General features: G+C 72.2%; 11 protein-coding genes and 1 pseudogene. 10 read left to right on the top strand and 2 right to left on the bottom strand.

Annotated elements, in window-relative coordinates; translation table 11 throughout:
• The 8 genes and pseudogenes from ABZV78_RS22715 to ABZV78_RS22680 form a co-directional block, all read left to right on the top strand.
• Positions 1-1,321, top strand: a pseudogene (locus ABZV78_RS22715) (DNA polymerase III subunit gamma and tau); the annotation flags it as partial.
• Positions 1,322-1,429: 108 nt separating this feature from the next.
• Positions 1,430-1,738 carry a YbaB/EbfC family nucleoid-associated protein gene (locus ABZV78_RS22710; protein ID WP_230689043.1) on the top strand — a complete coding sequence of 103 codons (309 nt, stop codon included), beginning with the start codon at positions 1,430-1,432 and terminating at the stop codon, positions 1,736-1,738.
• A gap of 8 nt (positions 1,739-1,746) precedes the next feature.
• Positions 1,747-2,340 carry a recombination mediator RecR gene (recR, locus tag ABZV78_RS22705; RefSeq protein ID WP_355641501.1) on the top strand — a complete coding sequence of 198 codons (594 nt, stop codon included), beginning with the start codon at positions 1,747-1,749 and terminating at the stop codon, positions 2,338-2,340.
• A 334-nt stretch (positions 2,341-2,674) separates the two neighbouring features.
• Complete coding sequence (locus ABZV78_RS22700; protein WP_355641499.1) at positions 2,675-4,345, top strand: ABC transporter substrate-binding protein; 1,671 nt, start codon at positions 2,675-2,677, stop codon at positions 4,343-4,345.
• A gap of 103 nt (positions 4,346-4,448) precedes the next feature.
• The gene (locus ABZV78_RS22695) at positions 4,449-5,456 is read left to right on the top strand and encodes an ABC transporter permease (protein ID WP_355641497.1); all 1,008 of its coding nucleotides are present in this window, start codon (positions 4,449-4,451) and stop codon (positions 5,454-5,456) included.
• Between the two features lie 95 nt (positions 5,457-5,551).
• Positions 5,552-6,493, top strand: a complete 942-nt coding sequence (locus ABZV78_RS22690; protein ID WP_355641505.1) for an ABC transporter permease — start codon at positions 5,552-5,554, stop codon at positions 6,491-6,493.
• A gap of 43 nt (positions 6,494-6,536) precedes the next feature.
• Positions 6,537-7,523, top strand: coding sequence for an ABC transporter ATP-binding protein (locus ABZV78_RS22685; protein ID WP_355641495.1), 987 nt, complete (start codon positions 6,537-6,539; stop codon positions 7,521-7,523).
• Positions 7,520-8,626, top strand: coding sequence for an oligopeptide/dipeptide ABC transporter ATP-binding protein (locus ABZV78_RS22680; RefSeq protein WP_355641493.1), 1,107 nt, complete (start codon positions 7,520-7,522; stop codon positions 8,624-8,626). Before ABZV78_RS22685 ends, ABZV78_RS22680 begins: the two co-directional genes overlap by 4 nt.
• A gap of 59 nt (positions 8,627-8,685) precedes the next feature.
• Here the strand turns inward: ABZV78_RS22680 and ABZV78_RS22675 are convergent, their stop codons facing one another.
• Both ABZV78_RS22675 and ABZV78_RS22670 read right to left on the bottom strand, forming a co-directional pair.
• The gene (locus ABZV78_RS22675; protein ID WP_355641491.1) at positions 8,686-9,162 is read right to left on the bottom strand and encodes a hypothetical protein; all 477 of its coding nucleotides are present in this window, start codon (positions 9,160-9,162) and stop codon (positions 8,686-8,688) included.
• Positions 9,144-9,770: an HNH endonuclease family protein gene (locus ABZV78_RS22670; protein WP_355641503.1), complete on the bottom strand. Its 627-nt coding sequence runs from the start codon at positions 9,768-9,770 to the stop codon at positions 9,144-9,146. Before ABZV78_RS22670 ends, ABZV78_RS22675 begins: the two co-directional genes overlap by 19 nt.
• Before the next feature lie 138 nt (positions 9,771-9,908).
• Between ABZV78_RS22670 and ABZV78_RS22665 the strand changes: the two genes are divergently transcribed.
• Positions 9,909-11,390: an MFS transporter gene (locus ABZV78_RS22665; RefSeq protein ID WP_355641489.1), complete on the top strand. Its 1,482-nt coding sequence runs from the start codon at positions 9,909-9,911 to the stop codon at positions 11,388-11,390.
• Between the two features lie 25 nt (positions 11,391-11,415).
• Positions 11,416-11,628: a DUF1737 domain-containing protein gene (locus tag ABZV78_RS22660; protein WP_355641487.1), complete on the top strand. Its 213-nt coding sequence runs from the start codon at positions 11,416-11,418 to the stop codon at positions 11,626-11,628.
• Position 11,629 lies beyond the last annotated feature (1 nt).

Raw genomic sequence — 11,629 nt, 5'->3', positions numbered from 1 at the left:
CGACGGTCCGGCGTCCGGCGCTCCCGCCCGGCGGCCGGTGCCCGCCTCCGCGGTGCTGCCCGACCCGGCCACCCCCGAGCCGCCGCGCCCCGGCGCGGCCCCGGCCGGCGCGCTGGACGCCGTCGCGGTGCGCCGGGTCTGGCCGGAGGTGGTGGGCAAGGTCAACCGGAGCAACAAGCGGATCGCGGCGCTGATGCGCGACGCGGTGGTCCGCGACCTGGACGGCGACACACTGGTGCTGACCGTGAAGTCGACGGTGCTGGCGAAGATGATGGCCGATCACGCCGCCGTGCTCACCGACGCGCTCTACGAGGAGTTGGGCGGCCGCTGGCAGATCCGGTGCGAGGTGGCCGGCGAGCGGGGCGCGGCCTCGCTCGGCGGCCCGGCCCGCCCCTCCGGTTCGTCCCGCGCGACGTTCTCCGACCCGGCCCCGGCACGCCCGGCGTCCGAAACGGCCCCGGCGCGCCCGGCGGCCGGCCCGGACACCGCACCGGCCCGTCCGGCCGATCCGTCCGACGCGCCGGGGAACAACGCCGGCGGCTCGGCCGGGGGTCGGCCCGGGGATGCCGCCAGCTCCGGTTCCCCGGTGAACCATGCCCGTGGCTCGGCCGGGGGTCGGCCCGGGAACGCCGCCGGCCCGTCCGGTGGAGCTCGCGCGTCGGAGCCGTCCGGTGGTTCGGCCCGCCGGCCGGCCGGCCCGGCCACGCAGGGGACGGCTGCCGGCGGGGACGACGACGAGGAGGACTGGCCGGAGCCGGCCCGACCGGGTGGCGTCGGGGAGCCGGCGGGTACCGGCGGTGCCCCCACGGCGGTGGCCGGCGGGGACGACTGGCCGGAGGCCGCCCGCCCGGGCGGGGTGGCCGCGGTGACCACGCCCACCGCGCCGGCCGCCATGTCAACGACAGTCGCGGCGCCGGCCGTACCGAAGCCGGCCGGACCGCCGGCCACGGCGCCGTCGCCGGCGGGTGGTGGCACGCCGAAGAACAGCGCGATCGCGGCGGCCCGAGCGGCTGCGGCGGCGGCCGCCGCCGGTGGCGGGCCGGGCAAGGGCCCGCGGGCGGCGCAGGCGACCCGGAAGACGGCGGACGTCGACTGGGCCGGGGAGCCGCCCTACGATCCCGACTACGACGGGCCGGTCGGCAACCGGTCGGCGGTCGCCGCCCCGGCGGCGCCCGCCTACGAAGGCTTCGACCCGGGCGACGAACCGCTGGACGACGTGATCGACGAGCGGACCGCCCGGCAGTCCAGCGAGGAGCAGGCGGTGCAGCTGCTCCGTGAGGCGTTCGGGGCCGAGAAGATCGACGAGGTGGACGCGCGCTGAGCGCGCGTCGACCGCCGAGGAGCAGTGCCGCCGCCCGACTAGGCTGGGCGCGGCCGATCAGACGAGTGCGAGAAGGAGCCATCCGTGCGCCCAGGTGGACAGCCGAACATGCAGCAGATGCTGAAGCAGGCGCAGAAGATGCAGCAGCAGATCGCCAAGGCTCAAGCCGAGCTGGCCGAGGCGGAGCTGACCGGCACCGCCGGTGGCGGCCTGGTCACCGCCACGGTGGCCGGCACCGGTGAGCTGAAGTCGATCAAGATCGACCCGAAGGCGGTCGACCCGGAGGACGTGGAGACGCTGGAGGACCTGGTCGTCGCCGCCGTGCACAACGCCGCCGAGGCGGCCCGGGAGCTGACCGAGAAGAAGATGGGCCCGGTCGCGGGCGGGATGGGCGGCCTCGGCCTGCCCGGGTTCTGAGCCGGCAGATGTACGAGGGTGCCATCCAGGACCTGATCGACGAGCTGGGCCGGCTGCCGGGCGTGGGCCCGAAGAGCGCCCAGCGGATCGCGTTCCACGTCCTCTCGGCGGATCCCGCCGACGTGAACCGGCTGGCCGGCGCGCTGCGCAAGGTCAAGGAGCTGGTGCGGTTCTGCACCACCTGCTACAACGTGGCCGAGTCGGAGCAGTGCCGGATCTGCCGTGACTCACGCCGCACGGACGAGGTGCTCTGCGTGGTCGAGGAGCCGAAGGACGTGGTGGCGATCGAGCGGACCGGCGAGTTCCGCGGTCGCTACCACGTGCTCGGCGGCGCGATCAACCCGCTGGAGGGCATCGGCCCGGACAACCTGCGGATCCGGGAGCTGATGACCCGGCTGGGCGGGGGTGCGGTCCGCGAGCTGATCCTGGCCACCGACCCGAACACCGAGGGTGAGGCGACCGCGACCTATCTGGCGCTGATGGTGAAGCCGATGGGGATCGCGGTGACCCGGCTGGCCAGCGGCCTGCCGGTTGGCGGCGACCTGGAGTACGCCGACGAGATCACCCTGGGCCGCGCGTTCGAGGGCCGCCGGGCGATCTGACCCCGGCCACGACCATGCCGGCCGGTCCCGTTCCAGGGGCCGGCCGGCGTCGTTCGCCCATCCGGAATGTGGGACGGGTGCGATTCGCCACCGGTTCGCCGGCCGGCCGACGGATGGCCGGTTTTGCGGCGATCCGTCCGATCCCACTATCTGCTCCGGGCTGTGACAGTCCTGTTTGTCGGAAGCTGGGGCGCTGTCAGACCCGGCCGCTTGGTGTCGGCTTGGTAGCGATTGCCTAACGGGCGTTCCGCATTCTGTGTGTCGTGTCATAGCCTCCCGCACACGGACTGAGTCACAGCTCGGCGTGAACACATGCGCATGACAGAGGTGAGAGATGCAGGCGAGCAGGCTTAAAGCGGCCGTGGCCCTCGCGGCCGCCGCCGCTCTGGCGGTCGGAGCGTCCGGCTGCGCCAAGAGCGAGCGCGACGAGGACAGCGGTGGGGCCAAGACCGGCGGCACCTTCGTCTTCGCGGGCGCCGGTAACCCGAAGAACTTCGACCCGATCTTCAACGACGACGGCGAGTCCTTCCGGCCGATCCGGCAGATGTACGACACCCTCGTGCAGAACAAGCCGGGCACGGCCGATCTGCAGGGCGCCCTGGCGGAGAGCTGGGAGCACGACGCGGACGGCAAGGTCTGGACCTTCCACCTGCGCAAGAACGTGAAGTTCCACGACGGCACCCCGTTCAACGCCGCCGCGGTCTGCTTCAACTTCGACCGCTGGTTCAACATGAAGGGCGCCGCCGCCCAGTCGCAGATGATCTACTACTCGGACGTCTTCGGCGGCTTCGCCAAGAACGAGGCCGAGGGTGTCGGCGAGCCGGTCTACAACAAGTGCGAGGCGAAGGACGACGGCACCGCCGTCGTCACGATGAACCGCTACAAGGGCGCCTTCCCCGGCGCCTTCGCGCTGACCGCGCTCTCGATCTCCAGCCCCGAGGCGCTGAAGAAGTACGACGCCGACACGGTGAAGCAGAACGGCGACTCGTTCGAGTACAGCGCGTTCGCCAACGAGCACCCGGTGGGCACCGGCCCCTTCACCTTCGGTGGCTGGGACAAGGCCAAGGGTGAGATCACCCTCAACCGGAACCCCGACTACTGGGGTGAGAAGGCCAAGGTTGACAAGCTCGTCATCAAGGTCATCGAGGACGAGAACACCCGCAAGCAGGAGCTGCGGGCGGGCACCGTCCAGGGCATCGACTTCCCGGCCCCGGCCGACCGGAAGGCGCTCGCGGGCGAGGGCTTCCAGGTCCTCGACCGCCCGGCGTTCAACATCCTCTACCTCGGCTTCAACCAGAAGAACCCGAAGCTGAAGGACCTGCGGGTGCGCCAGGCGATCGCCTACGCCCTCAACCGCCAGCAGCTCGTCCAGACCAAGGGCCCGGGTGGCACCAAGGTCGCCGACGAGTTCATGCCGGACACCGTGCTCGGCTACGCCCAGGACGTGCAGAAGTACGAGTACAACGTCGAGAAGGCCAAGCAGCTGCTCAAGGACGCGGGCGTCCAGAACCTGACGCTCAACTTCTACTACCCGACCGACGTCTCCCGGCCGTACATGCCGAACCCGCAGGAGATCTTCACCGTCCTGGCCAACGACCTGCAGGCCGTCGGCATCAAGGTCAACGGTGTGGCCCGCCCGTGGAACGGTGGCTACAAGGACGACGTGCAGCAGTTCGGCAAGCACGACCTGCACATCCTCGGCTGGACCGGTGACTACAACGACCCGGGCAACTTCGTCGGCACCTTCTTCGGCCGCGCCAAGGTCGAGTTCGGCGACCAGGCGATGACCGAGATGTTCGACGCCATCACCAAGGCCGACGCCACGGTCGACGAGGCCGGCAAGAAGGCCGCGTGGGAGCAGGTCAACCGCGACATCGCCGCCAAGTGGCTGCCGGCCGTCCCGGTCTGGCACGCCCCGCCGGCCATCGTGGTCACCAAGGACGTCAAGGGTCTGGTCGCCAGCCCCCTGACCGACGAGCGGTTCAACACCGTCAGCGTTGGCTGAAGGCGTTACTGACCGCTGACGCCGTACGCGGAATCGGCCCGGGCCGGGCTCTCTCTCCCGGCCCGGGCCGACCCGCTGTTACCGAGAATCTGGTGTGTGAGAGATGTTGCGAGTCATAGTCCGCCGCCTGCTGCAGCTGGTGGTGACCCTGATAGGGCTGTCCGCGCTGGTCTTCATCTGGCTGCGGAACCTCCCCGGCGGCCCGATCGAGGCGCTGCTCGGTGAGCGGGCCACGCCGGAGCGGCGGGCCCTGCTGGTCAAGGCCCTCGGCTACGACCAGCCGATCCTGGTGCAGTACGCCAAGTTCATGCAGCGGCTGCTGACCGGCGACTTCGGCAACTCGATCCGGAGCGGCGACCCGGTCACCGAGGTGATCGGCCGCGCCTTCCCGGCCACCATCGAGCTGGCCGCGGCCGCCATGATCATCGCCATCGGGCTCGGCGTGCCGCTCGGCTACCTGGCCGCCCGGCACCGCGGCCGACTGCTCGACAACATGAGCATCGCCGGCACCCTGCTCGGCATCTCGATCCCGATCTTCTTCCTGGGCTACCTGCTCAAGGACGTGTTCACCCAGAACATGCACTGGTTCCCGCCCTCGGGCCGGATCAGCACCGGGGTGGACAACACGAACGTCACCGGCTTCTTCGTCCTCGACGGGTTGCTCACCCGCGAGTTCGACGCCACCGCCGACGCGCTGTGGCACCTCATTCTGCCGGCGCTCACCCTGGCCACCATCCCGCTCGCGGTGATCGTCCGGATCACCCGGGCCAGCGTGCTCGACGTGCTCAACGAGGACTTCGTCCGCACCGCCGAGGCGAAGGGTCTGCGCCACAAGACCATCCGGGGCCGGCACATCCTGCGCAACGCCCTCCTGCCGGTGGTCACCACCATCGGCCTGCAGACCGGCGCGCTGCTCTCCGGCGCGGTGCTCACCGAGCGGGTCTACAACTGGGGCGGCCTCGGCACGCTGATCTACAACTCGATCAGCGGCGGCCGCGACTACCCGGTGCTCCAGGCGCTGATCCTGCTGGCCGCACTGGTCTTCGTGGTGGTCAACCTCCTGGTCGACCTCTCCTACGCCTTCATCGACCCGAGGGTGCGTGTGCGATGAGTGACCCGATCACCCGGCCCACGGTGGGCGCCCCACGCGAGAGCGTGGACCCCGCCGCCGTCGAGGAGAAGCGCGAGGGCACCCTGCCGCGCGGCATCGACCGGCTCGGCGAGCGCAAGCGCGCCCGGCTGGAGCAACTGGCCCAGGCCACCGCCGACAAGGGCGGCGTGAGCCTGGTCCGGGACGCCTTCCGCCGGCTGCGGCGCAACCCGACGGCGATCGTCGGCGCGTCCATCGTGGCGCTGTTCATCCTGGTCGCCATCTTCGCGCCGCTGCTCGCGCCGCACGACCCCGCGCAGCGCTTCGACGAGCTGACGAAGAACCTCACCGTCGACAACATCCCCGGGGCCAGCAGCGCGTTCCCGCTCGGCTCCGACCCGCTCGGCCGGGACTTCCTGTCCCGGATGATCCACGGCAGCCGCCAGACCCTCTTCGTCGGCGTGCTCGCCACGCTCATCGGGCTGGCCCTGGGCGTGCTGATCGGCGCGATCGCCGGCGCCTTCGGCGGCTGGGTCGACAACATCCTGATGCGCTTCACCGACGTGATGCTGGCGCTGCCGGCCCTGCTGCTGGCCATCAGCCTGGTGGCCATGGCCAGCCGGTCCAGCCAGTGGACGGTCATCCTGGCGGTGGCGATCGTCAACGTGCCGATCTTCGCAAGGCTGTTGCGCGGCTCGATGCTCGCCCAACGGGAGAGCGACCACGTGCTGGCCGCCCGCGCGCTCGGCGTCAAGCAGGGGTCGATCGTGCTGCGGCACATGCTGCCCAACGCGATGACCGCCGTGATCGTGCAGGCCACGCTGACCCTCTCCACCGCGATCCTGGAGGCGGCCTCGCTCTCCTTCCTCGGTCTCGGTGACCCCGACATCAACCGCGCCGAGTGGGGCCTGATGCTCGGTGTGGACGGGCAGCGCTACTTCGAGGTCCGGCCGGAGCTGGCCTACTTCCCGGCCGTCGCGATCATCGTGGTCGCGCTCGGCTTCACCCTGCTGGGTGAGGGCATGCGCGAGGCGATCGACCCGAAGAGCCGGCGGTGACGGCGATGCGGACCAAGGACCAGCACCGTGAGGAAGTGACCCGATGAGCCTGCTCGACGTACGCGATCTGAGCGTGGTGTTCCAGCGTCGCGGTGAGCGGCCGTTCACCGCGGTCGACAAGGTCAGCTTCAGTGTGGAGCCGGGGCAGACCGTGGGCCTGGTCGGCGAGTCCGGCTGCGGCAAGAGCGTGACCAGCCTGGCGATCATGGGCCTGCTGCCCCGGCGGGGCAACAAGGTCACCGGCGAGGTCAACTTCGACGGCACCGACCTGCTCAAGCTGCGCCCGGACGACATGCGGGACCGGCGCGGCCGGGACATCGGCATGATCTTCCAGGACCCGCTGTCGTCGTTGAACCCGGTCGTGCCGATCGGCGTCCAGGTGGCCGAGGTGCTGGAGCGACACCGCGGGATGGACCGCAAGGTGGCCATGAAGGAGGCCCGGGAGCTGCTCGACGCGGTCGGCATCCCGGACCCGACGCGGCGGCTCAAGGAATATCCGCACCAGATCTCCGGCGGCATGCGCCAGCGCGCGCTGATCGCCATCGCGCTGGCCTGCAAGCCGCGGCTGCTGATCGCGGACGAGCCGACCACCGCGCTGGACGTGACCATCCAGGCGCAGATCCTCACCCTGCTCAAGCAGCTCGTCGACGAGACCGGCACCGCGCTGATCATGATCACGCACGACCTGGGCGTGGTGGCGGGCCTCTGCGACACGGTCAACGTGCTCTACGGCGGCAAGGTGGTCGAGCGGGCCGCCCGGCACGAGCTGTTCGCCCGGCCGCGGCACCCGTACACGCACGGGCTGCTCAACTCGGTGCCGCGGCTGGACTCGCCCCGGGGCGAGCGGCTGCACGCCATCCGCGGCTCGGTGGCCGACAACATCCCGTGGGTCGAGGGGTGCGCGTTCGCCCCCCGCTGCGACAACGTGGTGGACGCCTGCCTGGAGGGCACGCCTCCGCTCGACCCCACCGCGACCGGCGGCGACCTGCGCTGCAACAACCCCGTTTCCGAGGAGGTGGCGGTGCCGTGACCGAGTCGACCGAGCGGACCGGACCACTGGTCGAACTGCGCGACGTCAAGGTCCACTTCCCGATCAAGAGCGGTGTGCTCTTCGACCGCACCGTCGGTTACGTCTACGCCGTCGACGGCGTCTCGCTCTCCATCAACAAGGGCGAGACCTACGGGCTGGTGGGCGAGTCGGGGTGCGGCAAGTCCACCCTGGGCCGGGGCCTGCTGCGGCTGGTCGAGCCGACCGACGGCGAGGTCGTCTTCGACGGCACCGACATCCGCGCGCTCAAGGGCGAGTCGATGCGCCGGATGCGCCGCCGGATCCAGATGATCTTCCAGGACCCGCTGTCCAGCCTCGACCCCCGCCAGTCGGTGGAGTCGCTGCTGGTCGAGGGGCTCAAGGCACACGGCCTGGCCAAGGACAAGGCGGCCACCGCCAAGCGGCTCCGGGAGGCGCTCGCCGCGGTGGGCCTGCCCGCCTCGGCGCTGAGCAAGTACCCGCACGAGTTCTCCGGCGGCCAGCGGCAGCGCATCGGCATCGCCCGGGCGCTGGTGCTCGACCCGGACCTGATCGTCGCCGACGAGCCGGTCTCCGCGCTGGACGTGTCGATCCAGGCCCAGGTGATCAACCTCCTGGAGGAACTCCAGAACGAGCACGGCCTGACGTACCTGATCATCGCCCACGACCTGGCGGTGGTCCGGCACATCGCCGACACGGTCGGGGTGATGTACCTCGGCGGCCTGGTGGAGGAGGCGTCCAGCGACGACCTCTACCGGGAGCCGATGCACCCGTACACCAAGGCGCTCATGTCGGCCGTGCCGGTGCCGGACCCGCAGGTGGAGGACCGCCGGGAGCGGATCCTGCTCGCCGGCGACCTGCCCTCGCCGACGAACCCGCCGGCCGGCTGCCGGTTCCACACCCGCTGCCCGTGGGCCCAGCCGACCCGCTGCGCCGACGAGCGGCCGGCGCTGCGCGAGGTGCTCGGCGGGCACCGGGTGGCCTGCCACTTCGCGGAGGACATCGCGGCCGGCCGGATCCGGCCGCACGAGGTGGAGCCGGAGCTGGTCCGGCCGGACGACAGCGCGGCGCCGGGCGACACGGGCGAGCTGATCCCGACCCCGTGACGTGACGACAAGAGGCCCCTTCCCCAGCCGGGGAAGGGGCCTCGTCGCGTATCGGCGGGTCAGCCCTCGGGGCGGTTGAGCAGGGCCACCGCGACGGTGTGCACGGCGTCCAGCGCGGCCGGGTCGGCCAGTGGCACGCGGCCGCCGGTCACCGCGTACCACTCGTCGGCGTCCTTGTACTGCACCCGCAGGGTGACCTGGCCGTCGGCGTACTCGGTGCGCAGCGTCAGGTCGCCGGTCACCACGCCGGCCTCGTCGGTCATCACCCCGCCCGGACCGGCGGTGATGTCGCTGGTCCGTTCCTGCGCGCCGGGCGCCGGCGGGGCCGCGGCGGGCGCGGTCGGCGTGGCGTCGGCGGACATCCCGGCCCCGGAGACGTCGGCGGGGGCGGCCGGCGTGCCGTCGGCCGTCATCCCGGCCGAGGTCGGGCCGGGCCCGGTCCCGCCACCGGCGGCCGCCGCGGCGTCGGTCGCGTCCGGCGTCCTCTCCGGCGGCGCCGGTGTGCCACCGGCCCCGGTCACGGCTTGTTCGCCCATGTGCAGCCCTCCAACATGTCGGTGAGGGCGGCCTTCTCGGCACTGGTCACCGTCAGCCGCCAGTAGTGCTTGACCGTCACCCAGTCCGCCGCGTACTGGCACCAGAACGACCGGTTCGCCGGCTTCCACTGGGACGGGTCCTGGTCACCCTTTGCCCGGTTGGCGCGGAGGGAAACCGCGATCAGCTGCGGCCGGGTCAGGTCGTTGGCGAAGTCGCCGCGCTTCGAGTCGTCCCACTCGTCGGCGCCGGAGCGCCACGCGTTGGCCAGCGGCACCATGTGGTCGATGTCCACGTCGGCCGGATCGGTCAGCGCCTGCCCGTCGTAGGGGCTCTCCCAGCGACCGCCGACCACGTTGCAGCCGGAGAGCTTGGTGCCCTCACCGTCGCGTTGCAGCACGCTGTCCCGCACGTCGCAGTTCTTGCCGGTGTCCCGCCAGTGCGGGAAGCGGGTGCGGCTGTAGCCCTTCATCGACCCGGCGGCGGCCACGGTCAGCTCACCGAGCTGCTGGTCGACGTTGCCGGCGCTGCTGGGCGGCGTGTCCGGCTGGTCGACGGGCACGCAGCCGGCCGAGCCGAGGGCGAGCACCGCGGCGAGCGCGACGGCCATGCCGGCGCGGGCCCCTGATCTCGTACGCACAGACGACACCTCTCCAGCTTGCGTGCTCCGGGCGAGTCCGCACAGTACCTGGCGACGGATTCCGTGATTCGTGGCGTCGGAGTGGAGGGCCCGGCAGAGTGGTTACCCATGACGGCACCCGCTCCCGCGCTGCGTATCGGCTCCGCCGCCGGCCGCGGCACGCTGCTCGCCGCGATCCTCGCCTCCGGCATGGTCTTCCTGGACAGCACCGTGGTCAACGTGGCGCTGCCCCGGCTCGGCGCGGAACTCGGCGCCAGCGTCGCCGGTCTCCAGTGGACCGTCAACGGCTACCTGCTGATGCTGGCCGCCTTCGTGCTGCTCGGCGGCGCGCTCGGCGACCGGTTCGGGCGACGGCGGATCTTCCTGCTCGGGGTGGTGTGGTTCGCCGTGGCGTCGGTGCTCTGTGGGCTGGCGCAGGGGACCGGCTGGCTGATCGCGGCCCGCTTCCTCCAGGGCGCCGGCGGGGCGCTGCTCACCCCCGGCTCGCTCTCCGTGCTCCAGGCCAGCTTCGACCCGGACGACCGGGCCAAGGCGATCGGCACCTGGTCCGGACTGTCCGGGGTGTCCACCGCGCTCGGCCCGCTCCTCGGCGGCTGGCTGATCGACACGCTCTCCTGGCGGTGGATCTTCTTCGTCAACCTGCCGCTGGCCGTCGGGGTGGTGCTCGCCGCGCTGCGCTGGGTGCCGGAGAGCCGGGACGAGGCCGCCTCGCGTACCGGGGCCGGCCGGCGGTTCGACGTGGCCGGCGCGCTGCTCGGCGCGCTGGCCCTCGGCGGCGTCACGTACGCCCTGATCGACGCACCGGCGCGCGGCGCCGGCTCCCCGGCGGTGCTGGCCGCGGCGGTGGTCGGGGTGCTCGGCGCGGTGGTCTTCGTGCTGGTCGAGCGGCGTCGCGGCGACACGGCCATGCTGCCCACCGGGCTGTTCGGCAGCCGGCTCTTCTCGGTGCTGAACATCTTCACCGTGGTGGTCTACGCGGCCCTCGGCGGGTTCACCTTCTTCCTCGCCGTCTACCTGCAGAACGTGGTCGGCTGGTCGGCGCTGCTCACCGGCCTGGCCACCGTGCCGATGACGCTGCTGCTGCTGGTCGGCTCGGCGCGGGCCGGCGCGCTCGCCGCCCGGATCGGTCCCCGGCTGCCGCTCACCATCGGCCCGGTGGTCGCCGCAGCCGGCCTGCTGCTGCTGCGCCGGGTCGGTCCCGGCGCGTCGTACTGGACGGACGTGCTGCCCGGGGTGCTCCTGTTCGGCGCGGGGCTCACCCTGGTGGTCGCCCCGCTGACCGCGTCCGTGCTGGCCGCCGTGGCGGACCGCTTCGCCGGGGTGGCGAGCGGCTTCAACAACGCCGCATCCCGGGCCGGCGGCCTGCTCGCGGTGGCCGCGCTGCCGCTGCTGGTCGGCCTCTCCGGCAGCGGGTACGAGCAGAAGACCGCGCTGGCCGACGCCTTCCGCGGGGCGATGCTCTGGTGCGCCGGCCTGCTGCTGGCCGGGGCGGTCCTGGCCGGGTTGCTCATCCACCGGCCGCAGCGGCGCGCGCCCGGCGCCCAGCCCTGCCCCTCGCTGCCCGCCTCGACGCCGCCCGACAAGCGGTGACCGGTGGTGCTGTTAGCGTCGGGCCATGGGTGATCAGGAGAGCGGGACGCCGGCCCGGCTGCGGTACCGGCTGCTCACCGGGCCGGACGACGCCGACTTCTGCCGGCGGGTCAGCGCGGCGCTGGCCGACGGCTACCGGCTGCACGGCTCGCCGGCGGCCACCTTCGACGGGCAGCGGGTGATCGTGGCGCAGGCGGTCGTCCTCGACGACGGCAACCCCGGCGTCGTACCGGTCTGAC

Origin of the sequence: Micromonospora sp. NPDC004540, from assembly GCF_040610095.1 — a bacterium.
Taxonomy (GTDB): domain Bacteria; phylum Actinomycetota; class Actinomycetes; order Mycobacteriales; family Micromonosporaceae; genus Micromonospora.
The sequence above is the reverse complement of the archived record's forward strand: the minus strand, read 5'-3'. Positions and strand labels throughout refer to the sequence as shown.

Excerpts from the sequence above, each read along its gene's own strand:
- ABZV78_RS22685 (WP_355641495.1), top strand. The coding sequence starts at position 6,537 with ATGAGCCTGCTCGACGTACGCGATCTGAGCGTGGTGTTCCAGCGTCGC.
- ABZV78_RS22700 (WP_355641499.1), top strand. The coding sequence starts at position 2,675 with ATGCAGGCGAGCAGGCTTAAAGCGGCCGTGGCCCTCGCGGCCGCCGCC.
- ABZV78_RS22710 (WP_230689043.1), top strand. The coding sequence starts at position 1,430 with ATGCAGCAGATGCTGAAGCAGGCGCAGAAGATGCAGCAGCAGATCGCC.
- ABZV78_RS22660 (WP_355641487.1), top strand. The coding sequence starts at position 11,416 with ATGGGTGATCAGGAGAGCGGGACGCCGGCCCGGCTGCGGTACCGGCTG.
- ABZV78_RS22675 (WP_355641491.1), bottom strand. The coding sequence starts at position 9,162 with ATGGGCGAACAAGCCGTGACCGGGGCCGGTGGCACACCGGCGCCGCCG.
- ABZV78_RS22695 (WP_355641497.1), top strand. The coding sequence starts at position 4,449 with ATGTTGCGAGTCATAGTCCGCCGCCTGCTGCAGCTGGTGGTGACCCTG.
- recR (WP_355641501.1), top strand. The coding sequence starts at position 1,747 with ATGTACGAGGGTGCCATCCAGGACCTGATCGACGAGCTGGGCCGGCTG.
- ABZV78_RS22665 (WP_355641489.1), top strand. The coding sequence starts at position 9,909 with ATGACGGCACCCGCTCCCGCGCTGCGTATCGGCTCCGCCGCCGGCCGC.
- ABZV78_RS22670 (WP_355641503.1), bottom strand. The coding sequence starts at position 9,770 with ATGGCCGTCGCGCTCGCCGCGGTGCTCGCCCTCGGCTCGGCCGGCTGC.